The organism is Cytobacillus oceanisediminis (assembly GCF_003182355.1).
Lineage (GTDB): Bacteria > Bacillota > Bacilli > Bacillales > Cytobacillaceae > Cytobacillus > Cytobacillus oceanisediminis_A.
This window is the reverse complement of sequence record NZ_QGTW01000001.1, coordinates 361,348-377,438: the sequence shown is the minus strand read 5'-3', so window position 1 is coordinate 377,438 and position 16,091 is coordinate 361,348. Positions and strand designations below refer to the sequence as shown.

The 16,091-nt window shown below is 39.1% G+C and carries 17 protein-coding genes; 11 read left to right on the top strand and 6 right to left on the bottom strand.

Annotation, left to right across the window (positions count from 1 at the left end):
• Positions 1 to 142: 142 nt before the first annotated feature.
• Positions 143 to 952 carry a hypothetical protein gene (locus tag DFO73_RS01850; protein ID WP_110063084.1) on the bottom strand — a complete coding sequence of 270 codons (810 nt, stop codon included), beginning with the start codon at positions 950 to 952 and terminating at the stop codon, positions 143 to 145.
• Positions 953 to 1,033: 81 nt separating this feature from the next.
• On the opposite strand from DFO73_RS01850, the gene DFO73_RS28405 reads away from it, so the two are divergent.
• Positions 1,034 to 1,201 (top strand): hypothetical protein, encoded by a 168-nt coding sequence (locus tag DFO73_RS28405; protein ID WP_181395884.1) that lies wholly within the window; start codon positions 1,034 to 1,036, stop codon positions 1,199 to 1,201.
• Positions 1,202 to 1,605: 404 nt separating this feature from the next.
• Complete coding sequence (locus DFO73_RS01845) at positions 1,606 to 2,010, top strand: hypothetical protein (RefSeq protein ID WP_110063083.1); 405 nt, start codon at positions 1,606 to 1,608, stop codon at positions 2,008 to 2,010.
• Between the two features lie 136 nt (positions 2,011 to 2,146).
• Here the strand turns inward: DFO73_RS01845 and DFO73_RS01840 are convergent, their stop codons facing one another.
• A complete protein-coding gene (locus DFO73_RS01840) occupies positions 2,147 to 2,683 on the bottom strand; it encodes a sugar O-acetyltransferase (protein ID WP_258309142.1) in 537 nt (178 codons plus the stop codon).
• A 294-nt stretch (positions 2,684 to 2,977) separates the two neighbouring features.
• Here DFO73_RS01840 and DFO73_RS28275 point away from each other — a divergent pair, with 294 nt between their 5' ends.
• A complete protein-coding gene (locus tag DFO73_RS28275) occupies positions 2,978 to 3,172 on the top strand; it encodes a hypothetical protein (RefSeq protein ID WP_142669499.1) in 195 nt (64 codons plus the stop codon).
• Here the strand turns inward: DFO73_RS28275 and DFO73_RS01835 are convergent.
• Positions 3,135 to 3,509, bottom strand: a complete 375-nt coding sequence (locus DFO73_RS01835; RefSeq protein ID WP_110063082.1) for a metal-dependent transcriptional regulator — start codon at positions 3,507 to 3,509, stop codon at positions 3,135 to 3,137. The genes DFO73_RS28275 and DFO73_RS01835 overlap by 38 nt on opposite strands.
• A 156-nt stretch (positions 3,510 to 3,665) precedes the next feature.
• On the opposite strand from DFO73_RS01835, the gene DFO73_RS01830 reads away from it, so the two are divergent.
• Complete coding sequence (locus tag DFO73_RS01830; RefSeq protein WP_110063081.1) at positions 3,666 to 4,391, top strand: ZIP family metal transporter; 726 nt, start codon at positions 3,666 to 3,668, stop codon at positions 4,389 to 4,391.
• Between the two features lie 100 nt (positions 4,392 to 4,491).
• Here DFO73_RS01830 and DFO73_RS01825 read toward each other — a convergent pair whose 3' ends face one another.
• The 3 genes from DFO73_RS01825 to DFO73_RS01815 all read right to left on the bottom strand — a co-directional run bounded on the left by DFO73_RS01825 (position 4,492) and on the right by DFO73_RS01815 (position 7,121).
• Positions 4,492 to 5,433 (bottom strand): metal ABC transporter solute-binding protein, Zn/Mn family, encoded by a 942-nt coding sequence (locus DFO73_RS01825; protein ID WP_110063080.1) that lies wholly within the window; start codon positions 5,431 to 5,433, stop codon positions 4,492 to 4,494.
• 84 nt (positions 5,434 to 5,517) lie between these two features.
• Positions 5,518 to 6,375, bottom strand: a complete 858-nt coding sequence (locus DFO73_RS01820) for a metal ABC transporter permease (RefSeq protein WP_110063079.1) — start codon at positions 6,373 to 6,375, stop codon at positions 5,518 to 5,520.
• Positions 6,375 to 7,121 carry a metal ABC transporter ATP-binding protein gene (locus DFO73_RS01815; RefSeq protein WP_110063078.1) on the bottom strand — a complete coding sequence of 249 codons (747 nt, stop codon included), beginning with the start codon at positions 7,119 to 7,121 and terminating at the stop codon, positions 6,375 to 6,377. The genes DFO73_RS01820 and DFO73_RS01815 overlap by 1 nt, the downstream gene beginning before the upstream one ends.
• A gap of 687 nt (positions 7,122 to 7,808) precedes the next feature.
• Between DFO73_RS01815 and DFO73_RS01810 the strand changes: the two genes are divergently transcribed.
• The 7 genes from DFO73_RS01810 to DFO73_RS01780 all read left to right on the top strand — a co-directional run bounded on the left by DFO73_RS01810 (position 7,809) and on the right by DFO73_RS01780 (position 15,701).
• Positions 7,809 to 8,093 carry a hypothetical protein gene (locus DFO73_RS01810; RefSeq protein WP_110063077.1) on the top strand — a complete coding sequence of 95 codons (285 nt, stop codon included), beginning with the start codon at positions 7,809 to 7,811 and terminating at the stop codon, positions 8,091 to 8,093.
• 237 nt (positions 8,094 to 8,330) lie between these two features.
• Complete coding sequence (locus DFO73_RS01805) at positions 8,331 to 8,543, top strand: hypothetical protein (RefSeq protein ID WP_110063076.1); 213 nt, start codon at positions 8,331 to 8,333, stop codon at positions 8,541 to 8,543.
• A 375-nt stretch (positions 8,544 to 8,918) separates the two neighbouring features.
• Positions 8,919 to 9,872: a DMT family transporter gene (locus DFO73_RS01800; protein WP_110063075.1), complete on the top strand. Its 954-nt coding sequence runs from the start codon at positions 8,919 to 8,921 to the stop codon at positions 9,870 to 9,872.
• A 214-nt stretch (positions 9,873 to 10,086) separates the two neighbouring features.
• Positions 10,087 to 11,088 (top strand): LLM class flavin-dependent oxidoreductase, encoded by a 1,002-nt coding sequence (locus DFO73_RS01795; protein ID WP_110063074.1) that lies wholly within the window; start codon positions 10,087 to 10,089, stop codon positions 11,086 to 11,088.
• 743 nt (positions 11,089 to 11,831) lie between these two features.
• Positions 11,832 to 13,406 carry a spore germination protein gene (locus DFO73_RS01790; protein WP_110063073.1) on the top strand — a complete coding sequence of 525 codons (1,575 nt, stop codon included), beginning with the start codon at positions 11,832 to 11,834 and terminating at the stop codon, positions 13,404 to 13,406.
• 25 nt (positions 13,407 to 13,431) lie between these two features.
• Positions 13,432 to 14,523, top strand: a complete 1,092-nt coding sequence (locus tag DFO73_RS01785; protein WP_181395883.1) for a spore germination protein — start codon at positions 13,432 to 13,434, stop codon at positions 14,521 to 14,523.
• Positions 14,520 to 15,701 (top strand): Ger(x)C family spore germination protein, encoded by a 1,182-nt coding sequence (locus DFO73_RS01780; protein WP_110063071.1) that lies wholly within the window; start codon positions 14,520 to 14,522, stop codon positions 15,699 to 15,701. The genes DFO73_RS01785 and DFO73_RS01780 overlap by 4 nt, the downstream gene beginning before the upstream one ends.
• Positions 15,702 to 16,091 lie beyond the last annotated feature (390 nt).

Here is a 16,091-nt window from a genome sequence, read left to right as displayed (position 1 = left end):
ATAGCGGGAAAACGATTTTTTTGCGAATCGAAAAAAAGTCGAGTTTCGTTGTGTTTACCCCTTAAACGCCCGAGTTTGGGTACCAAACTCCCCGAAAGAAGGGTCTAACTCGCCGATTTTTAAGAAAAATTCACTTTTTTTATTATTTGTAGAAAAAGCCCATATAGGATTGATCGTTATTCAATGAAAAGCCCATATCTAATAGATCTTCAAAGTAAAGTTCTTCAAATTTTTGATTCAGAATTCCATAAAAGTAGGCGATTGGCTTAGCTATTATGCTTGATTTCATTTTCCCGATTAGCTGCTTAAAGGAATGAATGGCTGTGTCAAGTACCTGGAGCTTATTTTGTTCGCGATTATTGCGGTAAGCTGCAATAGTTGTCATTCTCCAAAATTCCTCGATTGACTTTGCTTCAGGGAAAAAGTACTTCACAGCATCAACGAAAGCATTCGGAACACGATCGCTAGTATATGTGTAGTCGAGGCCGGTTTCGTTACGTTTATTATTCTTTTGATTTTTATTAGTTTTAGAAAGATTAATAGTTTTATTATGGTGGTCCATTTTTTTCTCCTTAGGTGGTTCACTCTTGGGAAAGCGATTGAATATGTATAAGTTGCTGGACTGGGATCCGTTCTTTCTTTCTGTTTCATGAACTGTGAATATGCCTAACTCGGATGCTTTTACGATCATCCTTTTAAAAGTGGAGCGGGAAATTCCGTTTCCGCTGTATTCTTCGTGGATTGCTTTTAACACTGTTCCAATCTTTGCATTGGATACACCGGGAACTTTGGCTGCAAAACGCGCCAGCCGCTTTAGGCCAACAAGCTCACCCTTCGAAAACTTCTCCTTATTCACCGCAAGCCACATCTCTAAATGGACATTAAATTCCTGTAGGTTATTAAACTGGGAACATTGTTCAAACTGGTCAACACTGCCTGATTTTAAATTCATTAAAATGCACCACCCTTTCACCTTCTATATACAGTTGAGGGAAGGGAAAGGTCAGGGTGGTTTACGCGGGATTGTGTCGAAATGGTGAACGAGTGGGTAGAGGGATCTATTTTACAGGAGAAGAGTTTCTTTGAACTTAAAATGGAGCGGAACGAAGAAAAAGGTTGCTATGAGAGGTTTATGAAGCTGGAACATGAATTGGAGCGGGAGAAAAGGTCGCCATCAGAGGTTCATAAAGCTGGAAAATAGAATCAGTGCAATGAAAAAGGTCTTTATGAAACTGTAAAACAAACAAATGTCACCAAATTCAGGACGGCATTTATAAAAAGAGAACTGAGGATGTTATAGGATTTAAGCTAACGCCAAAAGAGTAGCAGCATTCTTCTTAACACCCTTGACAATGATAATCATTTTCAATTAAACTAATTTTAAGTTATGATAATAATTTACACTTATAAGGTTACATATAAAAAACATCTTTGGGAGGGGTATAAGACGTCTAAAATCTATGTTTGTGAATGGTGTGGCTTTATTGTAGAGGCAGAGGATGAAAGCTGCTCCTCCCAGTGCCCTTGTTGCGGATTAGAGGATATCGATTCTGCTGGAAGTTAAAGAATACATACTTTTTAAAGTAAATTAGAGGAGAGAAGAATATGAATGAACATTATATTGCTATGAAAGCATTTCAACATGATATTGATTGTTTTTGTCCTGATGCTTATCATGCATTCTCGATCACAATCCAAAAAGGAGATCTAATCGAAGTCACTCCTGAACGTAAATTTACGATGGCGAAAGGCTGGTATGTTTTCGTGGTGATAAATGAACAACATGCCTTTTTTATGGCTACGGAAGATTTAGAGCTGTATTTAATGAACGAACAAATAATATCTTTAATTGACATTGACTTGAGGATAAACTATTTGCAATTTAAGATCGATCAGGACCTTGAAAGAGGAGATGAAACATCATTTGCCATCCACTCTAATTTGTTAAACGAATCACTTAAACTTATGGCTGGACGGGAAAGTCATTTAAGTGATTTAGCTGTGGGGTAACAACGTTTGATAGTTGATCTAATATCACAGAGGGACAGCTCCAGATAAAATGCTTATCGGAATTAAATTTAGCAGAAAAAACGCATGGATTATCCAGCTTCCATGCGTTTTTTTATTGGATAAAAGCGTCTATAAGTTAAATGCTTTTTAGTATCTTCGCTGGATTCCCCGCCACAATCGTATTGGCAGGCACATCTTTCTTCACAACGGAACCAGCGGCCACAATGGAGTTATCTCCAATGGTGATGCCTGGCAAGATCACTGAGCTGCCGCTAATCCATACATCATTTCCTATGTTAATGGGAACCGCATAACCACTTTTGTTTCGATCTTTCGGCTCAATGGAATGGCCACCCGTGTATAGACCAACATTCGGGCCAATCATACATTTGTTCCCAATCCTTACTTCTGCCATATCTAGTATTGTACAGTTATAACCTGCATAAAAATGGTCGCCCACATGAATGTCGTAGCCCAAATCACAATGGAAATTATGTTCAATACCCGGATTTAATCCTGCACTTCCAAACAACTCATTAATTATTTCCTCTTTTTTAGCTGAATCTTCTATTGGGGAATGATTGAATTCATGAACCAGTTTGTGGGCACGGATGTTTTTCTTTTTCAGTTCCTCCGTACCCCGTTTGTAATACAATTTTTCTTTCTTCCCCATACCCATTCTCCTTCCTTTGTTATTTTTAAAATACGACGCATTCATGATGTATCCTTCTTTGAGGTCAAAAAAACAACAGAATGAAGCATTTTTAGGTTTATTCCTTTAAGGGCTTTTTGTTGTGAGTGAAGCTTGAACAGATTTTTTATAAGTAGGGGGATGATGATGACTTAAACCAAAAGTGAAAGAATGTCCCAATGGAGGTATTTCCTCTCCTTAGGGGCATTCTTTGCAGTTTAATGGGTTCCTTTAATCAGCTTTGTAATCATCTCAAGTGGAGGTATGCTGCGGGGGATGGATGCAAAAACGCTGAATCAATGGCAGCAATTTTCTTTTGTTGCAGGGTTTGTCTGTCTTTTCAGTGGAACGGCATTCACTATTGCTATAGGAGAAAAAAGTTTTATCTTTTTGTGTGTTGCCACAACGGTTCGTGGCTGGAAAAAGGTTCCTTTCAAGCGTTTTTTACTTTTGTCTCCAGGAAACTTTTAATCTTTGTCACTACTTCAGGATTAATATAAACCTCAATTTCTTTCACTTCTTGTGTAATCTTTTTTTCTTCGATCCCAATATATTTATAAAATTCAACTAATGTTTTATTGGTATATTCTAGCTGATTTCCAATTTCTAAACCTTTTTTTGTCAAAGTCACAGTTCTGTATGGCTGGAAGTTTACAAAACCTTGTTTTTTAAGTTTTGCAACCATTTTTGAAGCAGACGAAACGGTCACATTAAGTAATTCAGCAATATCTGATATGGTCGCATGTCCATATTTTCTTTCTAAATTATAGATCTCAATAATATATTTTTTTATACTCTTTGGCTCCAATACATTCACCTTCATTTCATTTATTAAAAGAGTGGCATGGATGAGCATCTTTAACTAGTATTAGTTTTAAGGATTTTACAGAGAAGTTTGGGGAACTGGATGCATGTTCAATGAATTCAAACATATGATGAACTAATAAGATCCTGGAGGATTTTCATGTCATTGTTGCCTATTCTTTTTTCATCACTTTGTACAGGCTTAGGGGCCCTGCCTATTTTGTTAATAAAAAATGTTTCCCATAAAGGGAAGGACGTTTTGCTGGCCTATACGGCAGGGATTATGGTTGCAGCGTCGGCTTACGGATTAATTCCATCTGCTATTAAGCTATCGAATCTTACTGTTCTGGTGATTGGAATTTTAATGGGAACCCTTGTTTTGACCTTGCTGGAAAGTTTTATCCCACATGTGGATTTGGACAATTCCAAACGTTCAGCGGGGCATTCAAGTGTTGTCATATTGTTTTTAATAGCGATGTCACTGCATAATTTGCCAGAAGGTCTGTCAGTCGGAATAAGCAATGTAAGCAGCAGCCAGGATCTTGGCCCGCTCGTAGCTTTTGCTATAGGGCTTCAAAATGTCCCAGACGGATTTTTGGTTGCATTATTTTTAGTTACACAGAATGTCAGCAGGGTAAAAGCCATTCTTTTCGCAGCCCTGACAGGAATGATTGAATTATGTGCTGGATTAATAGGGGTGTTATTTGGCGGATCCTTTGAACATATTATTCCTTATGGACTTGCTTTTGCGGCAGGCTCAATGCTCTTTGTAGTTTATAAAGAATTAATCCCTGAAAGCCATGGGGATGGGAATGAAAGAGCGTCTACATTGGCTTTTATTATTGGGTTTCTCTCAATGGTGATTTTAACTGAATGGTTCAGATAAATGGCTTGGTACTTCTGGTATAACCTTTTTATTATGAAAGTTGACACCTCTCCAAAAGGAAGAGGTGTCTTTGGTTTTATCCAGTTTGTTTTGCTATTGGTTACTTAGTCAAGCCTTCTTTAATGGTTTTAATATTCCACTCCATCATGGAGATATACGTATCGCCGTCTTCACCTGGCTTTGCCAATGAGTCTGTAAAAACTTTACCCATGATAGGAACATTGGTTTCATCAGATACAGCTTCCATGCTTCGAGCATCAATGCTTGTTTCCAGGAATAGTCCGGTAATTCCTTTTTCATTGATAATATCTACAATTCTTGTAATTTGTTCTGGTGTTCCCTGGTTTTCCTGGTTGATCTCCCAGATATATTCCGCCTGGAATCCATAGGCTTCGCTAAAATATTTAAAAGCACCTTCACTCGTTACAAGCACACGTTCTTTTTCCGGAATCTCTTTAAATTGTTTGACCGCTTTGTCATGCAGTTCTTGAAGTTCAGCGATATAGGCTTCTGCATTTTTCTCATAAACCTCTTTATTGTCAGGATCCACATTTATTAATCCATCTCTCGCATTTTCTGCGTATTTGATTCCATTTCGAATATCCAGCCATGCATGAGGATCTTCTTCGCCTTCGTTGCCTTCGGTCGTTAAATGCATGGCTTCGACACCCTTGCTCATAAGGAAGACAGGAGCATCCTCACCATCTTTTCCGGCTGTTTCCATAAGGTTATCGAACCAAGAGTTGCCGGCCTCCAAATTTAAGCCATTGTAAAACACAGCATCTGCATCCGTTGTTTTTTGGACATCGACAGGAAGCGGGTCATATTCGTGCGGATTTGAGCCGATTGGAGCTAAACTATGAATTTCAACCAGATCTCCGCCTACATTTTTTACGATGTCATATACAATCGAGTAGGTAGTAACAACTTGAACTTTTCCATCTTCGCTGGCAGGTGTGCTGCTTTTTTCATTGCTGCAAGCTGCAAGTATTAACACGGCCAGAAAGGATGCGGCAAATAAAAGAAATCCTTTTTTAAACATTCGGTTTTCCCCCTAGTTATTTTTAAATTTTTTTAAAGGCTCTTTTGGCTGTTTTCTCATAGATTAAAAACAGCTATATTAAAATTAAACTAATGAAGCTCTTTTCTTCTTTACTCTCAGCGTTTTCCAAACTAATCCATGCTTAGGTGAGAATAAGAAAACGAGTACGAATATAGAAGTAGCGGCCATGACAATCGTTGCGCCTGAAGCTAGGTTGTAGGTGAAACTAAAGTAAAGTCCAACAATAGATGAAACCACCCCGATGCCTGCTGCAAGGAATATCATTACCCACAGCCGCTCGGTTAACAGATAAGCCGCCGCAGCAGGAGTAATCAACATGGCAACAACCAACACAATTCCTACTGTCTGGAGGGATGCAACGGTAACCATTGTCAAAAGAGTCATTAGGAAATAGTGAATGAAGCGAACTGGCAAGCCATAGGCTGCGGCCATTGTTTCATCAAACGATGTAACTAATAGTTCTTTGTAAAAGAGATAAACAGCTGCTAATACAATTAGGCTGATGCCCAGAGTGATCCACATATCGGATGATCTCACTGCCAAAACATTTCCAAATAAAATATGATATAAATCTGTACTGCTTTTTAGCATGGTGATAATAATAATCCCTGAGGCAAATGCCGCTGTAAACATAATTCCAATTGATGTATCATGTTTAATCCGGCTGTTCTGTGATATAAATCCAATGGCAATGGCCGTGATTACTCCGCTGAATACTGCCCCTATGAAGAAGTTCACACCCAGGATATAGGAGATGGCGACTCCTGGAAGTACCGCATGTGAAATGGCATCTCCCATGAGAGCCATTCCTCTGAGGATGATGAAACAGCCAATGACTCCGCAGATAATCCCAACCATAACCGATGTTAATAACGCTTTTTGCAGAAAACCATATTGCATTACCGCTTCAATAAAGGCCATTATAATGACACCCCAATCTCATTCATAAACGCAAATTGCCCCTTGTAAGCTTTTTGAATGACCTCAGGCTTAAACACCTCTTCAACTGTCCCAAAACCTATTAATTCTTTATTTAATAGGATTAGCTGATTGAAATAATCATTCGCTTTGCTTAGGTCGTGGTGTACAACAATAACCGTTTTTCCTTGCCTGCAAAGTTCTTTCAAAATTTTTACAATGGTTTCTTCACTGGATACATCAACTCCTACAAACGGTTCATCAAGAAAAAACAGATCTGCTTGCTGGGCGAGGGCTCTTGCCAGAAAGACACGCTGCTGCTGCCCGCCTGATAATTCACCAATTTGCCTCTTGCTAAAAGCTTGCATCCCAACACGCTGAAGACATTGCATTGCCCATTCTTTATCTTTTTTCTTTGGACGGCGGAACAGCTTTAAATGTGGATAAGTTCCTATGAGAACCGCATCAAGTACCGTGATCGGAAAATCCCAATCTATGTCATTTCGCTGTGGAACATAGGCGATTCTTTTGCGTACTTCTTTGATCGTTCCACCCATCACTTTTACATCGCCTTTATCCTTTGGTATGAGATTCAGCATGGCTTTTAAAAAAGTTGATTTTCCTGCGCCGTTTGGCCCGATAATGCCCACCAAATTACCAGTATCAACAGATAGGCTTACTCCTTTTACAGCTTCATTTCCATAATAGGAAACATGCAAATCTTGTATGGAGATAGCTGAACCCTTCATTTTTGTTCTCTCCTTTATTTTTCCATTTTTTCAGCTGGTCATTTTAATTGCGTATAATCAAGTAAACGTCCTTTGGACAAGATTTATAGATTAATAAAAAAGTTTTGCCTTAATGCAAATTATATGCAATTGATAAACAATGTCAACACAAAAAAAGTTGCTTTTTATAATTGACTGAGAACTTTAAATGGGCTTAATTCAGACGTGAGAAGGGCTGGACATGGATTCTTGGAGCTGCTGGATGTGGGAAAGAAAATTTTAAAGCACCAATTTCTCGTTTTCGATGCTTTAGAGAGAAACGTTATTTTAGTGGCCCAATATATGAAATTTTCTGAAGAGAATTAGAAATTACCAGTCAAACATTGATTTCTCTGCCTTCCAATCTTTGGACTAGCAAGAAAGCAGCCTTGATGTTAGATTTAGATTTCGTTTAACGGCCAAATTTAAGGTTTAACGGCCGAAACCACGAGTTTAACGGCCAAAATGAAGATTTATCGGCCAAATCAAATGATTTAACGGCCAAAAGCCGATTATGTGGCTTACCGTTCGTGGAACCAGTAAGTGAAAATACACATTTATATGTAAATTGTAAAAATATTAATTTTTCAAGGTGGTTCCAGCTGATTGCTGGGACCGCTTTGCTTTGGTTTGCCGGCTTAATACGTAAAATTAAATCTACCCATTATTTTGAGTAAAATCCAAGGTTTACTAAAAAAATGTAAACTACCTACACATTTTCTAATTGCAGAAGGAAAAACAGCAGAAACAGAAGATGGGGAAGGGTTAGTAGAAAGCAAGCTTGCCAATAATATTGATTCTGTGCTGGCTGTTTTAGAAAAGGTTGAAAATCCTCAAGCTCAGCAAGCCATCATGAAAAATATCCAGAAGTCTTTTGAAAAGATCGAAAAGAAATTTAAGAAACTCCAGGAAGCAGATGCTAAATTTGCAGAAAAAATGGCAGAAATCAAATAGAAAGCAGGGTGCTCCGATTATTGGGAGCACCTCTTATTTTAAAGACTTATTTTCGACGTAGTATTCTGGGATTTACTAGGAGATATTGGGTTTATCACTATTACATAAAACATTCTCTTAATCAAAATGAAGGTTCTCATGGATTTTATAAACAAACCAATTCATTAGTGTTCTTGTCCACTCACTATTTTATAACTAGCATATATTAAAGTATAAAAGGAAAAGGAGGTGGTTTGAATGTCGTGCAGAAGAAGATTCGATGACAACGATGTAGCAGGTATTTTCGATCGTGATGACAGAAGAAGAGTTCTGGATGTGGATAAAGTGATTATCCGTGCAGATAAGGTAATAGTTATCGAGGATGATAGAAGAAGACGAAGAAGAGACGATGACGATGTATTAGGCATTTTTGATCGTGATAATAGACGGAGAAAAAGATGTCCTTGGTAAACTAGTACTCAAATGAAGTTTTATAACTTAGGCTGTTGAGAAAGTGATTTTTCAACAGTCTATTTTTTATTTTAGGATCCTTCATTATTCTACCTCCTTGTTTGTCATTGCTCTGTTATTATAAAAGCTAGATTCACAATTAAATCCAAAAATATCGGTATGGCCAAGGCTGGTACTCGATAAAGGTCTTTGTCGGAAGCGTAATAGAGTAAAACCTAATAGGAGTGGTGAAGACTAGGCAAGGGGAAGGTTCAATCGAGAGATGCGTTTGAGTCTGGTGGCAGCCCAATCAAAAATTATTCATTCAAATTAGCTATTCTTAAAAGAAGTTTTCAATTATCATAACATTAGTAATCTATTTAAGGTGGTATGGACATGAAAGGACGATCCAGAGAAACTGGGTTATTTCTTGTTATAGCAGGAGCTACTTTTTGGGGTGTTGGCGGCACTGTGTCACAGAAGCTTTTCCAGCAATATGGCATCGATGTCAACTGGCTTGTTACGGTACGGCTGCTAAGCGCTGGCATTTTACTATTAGCCGTTCAATTTTTACTTAAAGACCGTTCTCAGGTATTGGGTGTGTGGAAAAATAGAAGGGTAGCTGCACAGCTGGTGATTTTCGGGCTGCTCGGCATGCTTGGGGTACAATACACGTATATGGCATCCATTCATCACGGGAATGCGGCAGTTGCCACGCTGCTGCAATATCTTGCGCCGGTCATGATCATCATTTACTTGGTATTGCGAAGGCAAACCGTGTTTACACGGCAGGATTTTGTGACAGTTTCACTTGCTTTGACGGGTTCTCTTTTTCTGTTGACAAACGGATCCGTGTCTCAGCTATCGGTACCGGCGCCTGCAATCGTGTGGGGAATCTTATCTGGTGTGGCATTGGCATTTTATACTTTATATGCCGTTCCTTTACTAAAGCAGTTCGATTCACTGGTGGTTGTGGGATGGGCGATGGTGATCGGCGGACTCTCATTAAGCTTTTTCCATCCGCCCTGGAAAATGGACTTTGCCAGCTTAACGATTGAAGCGTATCTTTATTTGGTGTTTGTCATTGTATTCGGAACCATGCTTGCTTTCTGGTTTTATATCGAAAGCCTGCAAAACCTTACACCAACCGAAACGAGCCTTTTAAGCAGTCTGGAGCCGATGGCAGCTGTTTTGACAACCGTGATTTGGCTGAAAGAACCTTTCGGCAGCTTTCAATGGATTGGTACTGCTTGTATATTTTCCATGATTTTACTATTGGCTTTGAATAAAAAGAAACCTGCGAAAAGCAGTGATCCAATTGAAAATGGAGAACCCTTAAAAGTCAGTTAGTGAGCCAGTCTCCATTTATTGGAGGCTGCTTTTTTTTGCTTTTTGCTCATAATTTTATTTTCCGCTTATAAAATCGAAATTACGACTAAATATTCTTATTTCTGCCTATTAGCACAAAAGCACCCAAGCAACTTGCACATACTAAGCATTATATTTTCTTTTATTTATTTCGGTTGTTAAAATAAAATCAATTCTTCACGAAGGGGAAATTTAAATGACTAATATACAAATTCCTGTTTCGGTTTTAAACCTTGCCCCGATTCGCGAGGGGAAGGAAAGTAAACAGGCGATCGAAGACCTTGTGGATCTTGCTAAGGCAACGGAGGAAATGGGCTATAAGCGTTATTGGATTGCAGAGCATCATAATACGCCTACGCTTGTCAGTTCTGCTACGTCTCTTTTAATCAAACATACATTGGAACATACGAATACAATCCGTGTGGGCTCAGGTGGAATCATGCTGCCGAACCATGCGCCGCTGGTGGTTGCCGAGCAGTTTGGCACAATGTCTACCATTTATCCGGATCGAGTGGATCTTGGCCTTGGAAGGGCACCTGGTACCGATATGATGACGGCCAGTGCGCTTCGTCGTTCGAAAAATGATTCGGTGTATACGTTTCCGGAGGATGTCCGGCAATTGCTTACGTACTTTGGTCCATTAGAGGACCAAAGTTATGTGAAAGCCTATCCTGGTGTGGAAACAAACATTCCGATTTATATTCTTGGATCATCAACCGATTCTGCTTATTTGGCAGCAGAGCTGGGACTTCCATATGTATTTGCTTCACACTTTGCACCAAGGTATATGGAAGATGCCATCCACATTTACCGCGCACGATTCAAGCCATCGCAGTATTTGGATAAGCCATATATGATGATATGCTTGAATGTTATTGCAGCGGAAACCGATGAAGAAGCAGAATTTTTATCAACAACGATGAAGCAATTCTTCTTGAATGTAGTGAGAGGGACACAGATGAAGCTAAGTCCTCCGGTAGAAGACCTGGATTCTCTTTGGAACCCGATGGAAAAAGAAGCGGCCGAAGGGATGTCCAGTGTAACCCTAATGGGAAGCAAGGAAACAGTCAAGGGACAATTGAAGCAGTTCCAGGATATGTACAACGTCGATGAAATCATGGCTGTATCCTATATTTATGACGAAGATAAGCAAAAGCGTTCATATGATATTTTGAAAGAAATTGTAGATGGAAAATAAGAAAGGAGAGTGGGGATGAACAGTCCTCACTCTTTTTTTTGGTCCATCATTTCTCGGGAAAGCGCAGGATTAGACTTTTATTGCGTTTGGAGGTCGGAAATTGGCTGTTTGTGGCGAAAAACGAGTTAAAAGGAAAAAAAGATGATCGCCAACCCCTTGCGAAAGGCTCAAGTGTAGTAGAAAGGCGCTCTTGATCAGATTTATCGGTCAATTTTTCAATATATCGGTCACTTTTCCTAAGATATCGGTCAGGATTCAATTTTATCGGTCACTTTTCCTAAGATATCGGTCAAGATTCAATTTTATCGGTCACTTTTCCTAAGATATCGGTCAGATTTTCAATATATCGGTCAGTTTGCATCCTATCAACTTTTCAGCACTTCCAGCGTGGAAATAGGTAAAAAATCGTTTGTATCTATCTCGCATCGAATTTTGGCCACTTTGCAATTTAGCAGATATTTGAATCACAGCTGTTTAGCAAATTATATAAAAGTTAAGATGGTTTAAATGGATTATTACAAGAAAATAGTGGAACGCTAATCAAAGAAATGTGATGGTTCGGAGTTTCCTTTTACATAATACTGCATATTTGCTTGGTAAAGGGTGATGTATATGTGGAAAGCCGTTGTTTCCTACCTTCCTGATTGGAAAGTGTTGATACAGGGGTTTATCGTATTTTTAGTTCCGTTTGGGATTTCAAGATTGTTTAATCTTATTCGTACCTCAAAGGATGATTCACGAATATGCAAAGGCGAAAATCAAAAATCAAACCATTAAAAAGCAGAAATTCGGAAAATAAAAATAATGTCCTTGGGGAAAGTTCTCAGAAGTCCCCCGTTTATTTTACAGGAGATTTAACAGCGGATTTGGAATATTTAAAGCGGGAAATAGGCCATAATTCCGATGTGCGCTTACGGGAGTTTAATATAGGGCAATCAAGTGTCCGCGGTGCAGTTATTTTTATTGACGGACTGTCAGACAAAGAACTAATCGACAAACATATCATGAGATCTTTAATGCAGGATTTTGCCGAAGACCAAAAGCGGTCATCCCATTACATAAGAGAGAAATTAACAATAGATTTTATCAAAAATAATGTTCTTTCCATTAGTGAATTAAAAGAAGCAAAAACCATAAAAGACACCCTGCCTGAAATTTTAATCGGTTCGACTGTCTTACTAATGGACGGTTCACCTGAGGTATTAATACTGGGTACAACGAAAGGAAAGACAAGAAATATAGAAGAACCGGTTTCCGAACAATCAGTTCGTGGACCGCGTGCTGGTTTTAATGAAAGCTTAAGTGATAATAGCGCTCTTTTGCGGAGAAATGGCAAAAATGAGAACCTAACCCTATCAAAGTTCCAGGTTGGAAAACGAACGACAAAAGACCTTATTGTTGCCTATATTGAAGATATAGCCGATCCGGCAATAGTAGAAGAGGTAAAATCCAGGATTAAAAAAATTGACATTGATAATGTCATGGAATCAGGTTATGTAGAACAGCTCATCGAAGATAATTATCTTAGTCCTTTTCCGCAAGCTCAAAATACAGAACGCCCTGATCGTGTGATGAGTGCCTTGATGGAAGGACGGGTAGCCATACTGCTGGATGGAACCCCGTTTGCTTTGATTGTTCCTGTAACATTCAGCATGATGCTTCAGGCTTCTGAAGATTACTATGAACGGTGGATTCCAGGTGCGCTTATTCGCTTGCTGCGTTTCCTTGCAACCTTTATTTCGCTATTTGGGCCAGCTTTATATATTTCCTTTGTTTCCTTTCATCAGGGGCTGATACCAACCAAATTAGCGATGTCCATTATGGGGACAAGGGATGGCGTTCCGTTCCCATCTATTATTGAAGCCCTTATTATGGAAATAGCCATCGAAATCCTGCGAGAAGCCGGGCTGCGATTGCCGAAGCCAATTGGACCTGCAATCGGAATTGTCGGAGCTCTGATTATTGGAGAAGCTGCCGTACAGGCAGGGATTGTCAGCCCTATTATGGTTATTGTCGTTGCCGTAACGGCTATCTCTTCCTTTGCCATTCCTCAATATAGCTTAGGGATATCCCTGCGCTACCTTCGCTTTGCAGCCATGTTTTCAGCAGCAGTGTTTGGACTATATGGAGTTATTTTGTTTTTCCTTTTGCTCTGCAGTCATTTAGTGAAACTAAAAAGCTTTGGTGTATCATACGTAAATCTTGCTGTTCCATATCGTTTGAGTGACTGGAAAGACTTTTTTATTCGTATGCCGCTGATGATCATGAAACGCCGGCCAAGTATGCTGCATACAAAAGATCGGATTCGCAAAGGATAGTTCACTACGAATGGAGGTCATCAGTTTGATCGCTAGTCCCAAGGATAAAATTTCCACTCCTCAGGCAACTGTTATTCTTATCAACTATATTCTTGCTGCGGGCATTCTCACTCTGCCAAGAACTTCTGTAGAAAAAATCAAAACACCAGATGTGTGGCTGACTGTTATTCTGGGAGGGGTAATTGCCATAATGGCCGGAATCATTATGGTAAAGTTAAGCCAGAAATTTCCCGAAAAAACCTTTTATCAATACAGCCAGGATATCGCAGGAAAATGGATCGGCTGGCTCCTTGGTTTTTCTGTCATAGGTTACTTTTTTACTATGTCTGCATATGAAGTTAGAGTTCTTGCAGAAGTAACCAGTCTTTTTTTGCTGGAAGGAACACCTATTTGGGCCATAATCATGCCATTTATGTGGATAGGCCTATATCTGATTGTTGGCGGAATAAATCCGATTGCCCGCCTGTTTGAATTGATATTGCCTATTACGGTCGTCATTTTTTTGCTGGTAATCAGTATGAGCTTTGGAATTTTTGAGCTGGATAACATCAGGCCCGTTTTGGGTTCTGGAATCATTCCTATTCTAAAAGGGGTTAAGACAACCATACTTGCGTTTTTAGGAATTGAAATTATGCTGGTCATTGTCGCATTTATGGAAAAGCCAAACCAAGCAATAAAAGTCGTTTTGATTGGAACGGGGATTCCCTTAAGCTTTTATATAATAACCGTTGTAATGGTGATTGGGGCTTTGTCTGTTGATGGTGTAGTAACAAAAACATGGCCAACCATTGACTTGATCCGAAGCTTTGAAATTGAAGGATTAATATTTGAGAGGTTTGAATCTTTTTTGCTGACAATATGGATTATGCAAATATTCACCACTTTTACCATATCGTACTATGCAGCTGCATTAGGTCTTTCTCAAATTTTAAAAAAGAATATCAGCCCCTTTATATTCGGCTTGCTCCCTATCATTTATCTAATTGGGATGATTCCGCAAAATATTAATGACCTATTTAAGCTTGGAGATTTAATTGGTTTTTCAGCTTTGTTTTTATTTGGCGTGCTTCCGCTGCCCTTGCTGATTATTTCTAAATTGAAGGGTGGCAAAGCATGAAGCTATTTCAAATATTCCTCCTAAGTTTGCTGCTGCTTATTCTCATATTTCCTCTATCTGGATGCTGGAGCAGTGAAGAAATTGAAGAAATGGGACTGATTATTGGTACTGCACTGGACCTGGAAAAAGAGGGGATAGACGAGGACCAGGAGGGCAGATTTCCTAAGCGGGATATGTTCACGATAACCAATCAGCTTGTCACAGCAGAAACGACTGATTCCGGAACTAAAGAGGGTACAACCCAGCACCAGGCATATAAAAATATTACTGAAACAGGGGATGCTCTTCTTCCTGCTTTGCGCAAAATGATCCTGCGAATTGACAAACGCGCTTTTGGTGAACATTCAAAGGTGATTGTTATAGGCGAGGATCTGGCACGTCATTACAATCTTAACCAAGTACTGGATTTTTTCAAAAGAGAACAGGAAATGAGGCCAAGTGCCCTCATTGTTATCGCAAAGGAAAATGCAAGAAAAACACTGGAAACAAATGAACCAACTGTCATTCCGGCGATTCAGCTCGTTGAAATGACACAAGGCCAGGAAAGAACCACGAAGATATTGCTTCCTATGTCGATCACCAGATTTGAAGGGCATTTACAGTCGGGAACCAGCTTTTTATTACAAAGTGTTAAACCGGCAAAAGGTGAAAGAATCCTATCAGGAGCAGCAATTATTGATGGAAAAACAAAGAGACTGCGTGGTTTCCTGGATGATACCGAAACAGAAGGAGTAGCCTGGTTAACCGGAGAGGGAAAAGGGGGATTGGTGAGAAGCTTTGATGAATATACTGGCCAGCCGATTATATACGAAATTATATCCATGGAAAGCAAAATTAAACCAAATGTAAAAGGAGGAGCTATTTCTTTTGAAGTAAAAGTCGAGTCTGAAGGACGTATTGGCGAACATTGGGATGTGTCAGGGGAACCTTTTGATAACAAATTTCTGAAAAAGGCTGAAAGAATGACTGAAAAAGAGGTAGAGTACTTGATAAAGAGTGCATTGGCTAAAGCGCAAGAAGAATACCAAATGGATGTCTTTGGCTTCGGAAATAAGCTAAGAATAGAGCATCCAAAATTATGGAAAAAGGTAAAAGAGGATTGGGATCAAACATTCAGTGAGGTTCCCGTCAACTTCGATGTGAAAATTAACATTAAAGAATTTGGTACCTCGGGGTAATGCTTTTGGATTTTAATTATTGCTTGAAAATCAGGCAATGTTTGGGGCTTTGAGTGCTAATGGGAGCAAAGTTTAATTTACTGGTTGAATACTATTAACACAGAGGCTTGGAGAAATACTCCAAGCCTCTACTATAGAATAAAGCTGAATGTACTGTTTCACCAATTTTTTATGAGGTTGATATAGCTGAGTTTCCTTCATGTACAAATTCCTCCTTGATGCGCTGGCATTACAGGTTTATCCGGAAAGGCATTCTTAAAAATGTTGTTAAGTAAAAGAGCTTTGCTTGGAAAAGCAAAGCTCTTTCCGACTGCAGATTCATTTTGTGCAACTATCTATTGACAATTAATAACTAGGATATTTTCAATTCATTTTAAAAAAATAATAATG

Bases quoted from the DNA above. Each gene is read 5' to 3' on its own strand.
- DFO73_RS01780 (WP_110063071.1), top strand. From the start codon at position 14,520: ATGAAGCTATTTCAAATATTCCTCCTAAGTTTGCTGCTGCTTATTCTC.
- DFO73_RS01790 (WP_110063073.1), top strand. From the start codon at position 11,832: ATGCAAAGGCGAAAATCAAAAATCAAACCATTAAAAAGCAGAAATTCG.
- DFO73_RS01795 (WP_110063074.1), top strand. From the start codon at position 10,087: ATGACTAATATACAAATTCCTGTTTCGGTTTTAAACCTTGCCCCGATT.
- DFO73_RS01820 (WP_110063079.1), bottom strand. From the start codon at position 6,375: ATGGCCTTTATTGAAGCGGTAATGCAATATGGTTTTCTGCAAAAAGCG.
- DFO73_RS01815 (WP_110063078.1), bottom strand. From the start codon at position 7,121: ATGAAGGGTTCAGCTATCTCCATACAAGATTTGCATGTTTCCTATTAT.
- DFO73_RS01800 (WP_110063075.1), top strand. From the start codon at position 8,919: ATGAAAGGACGATCCAGAGAAACTGGGTTATTTCTTGTTATAGCAGGA.
- DFO73_RS01830 (WP_110063081.1), top strand. From the start codon at position 3,666: ATGTCATTGTTGCCTATTCTTTTTTCATCACTTTGTACAGGCTTAGGG.
- DFO73_RS01850 (WP_110063084.1), bottom strand. From the start codon at position 952: ATGAATTTAAAATCAGGCAGTGTTGACCAGTTTGAACAATGTTCCCAG.
- DFO73_RS01805 (WP_110063076.1), top strand. From the start codon at position 8,331: ATGTCGTGCAGAAGAAGATTCGATGACAACGATGTAGCAGGTATTTTC.
- DFO73_RS01825 (WP_110063080.1), bottom strand. From the start codon at position 5,433: ATGTTTAAAAAAGGATTTCTTTTATTTGCCGCATCCTTTCTGGCCGTG.
- DFO73_RS01840 (WP_258309142.1), bottom strand. From the start codon at position 2,683: ATGGGGAAGAAAGAAAAATTGTATTACAAACGGGGTACGGAGGAACTG.
- DFO73_RS28275 (WP_142669499.1), top strand. From the start codon at position 2,978: ATGGATGCAAAAACGCTGAATCAATGGCAGCAATTTTCTTTTGTTGCA.
- DFO73_RS01845 (WP_110063083.1), top strand. From the start codon at position 1,606: ATGAATGAACATTATATTGCTATGAAAGCATTTCAACATGATATTGAT.
- DFO73_RS28405 (WP_181395884.1), top strand. From the start codon at position 1,034: ATGGTGAACGAGTGGGTAGAGGGATCTATTTTACAGGAGAAGAGTTTC.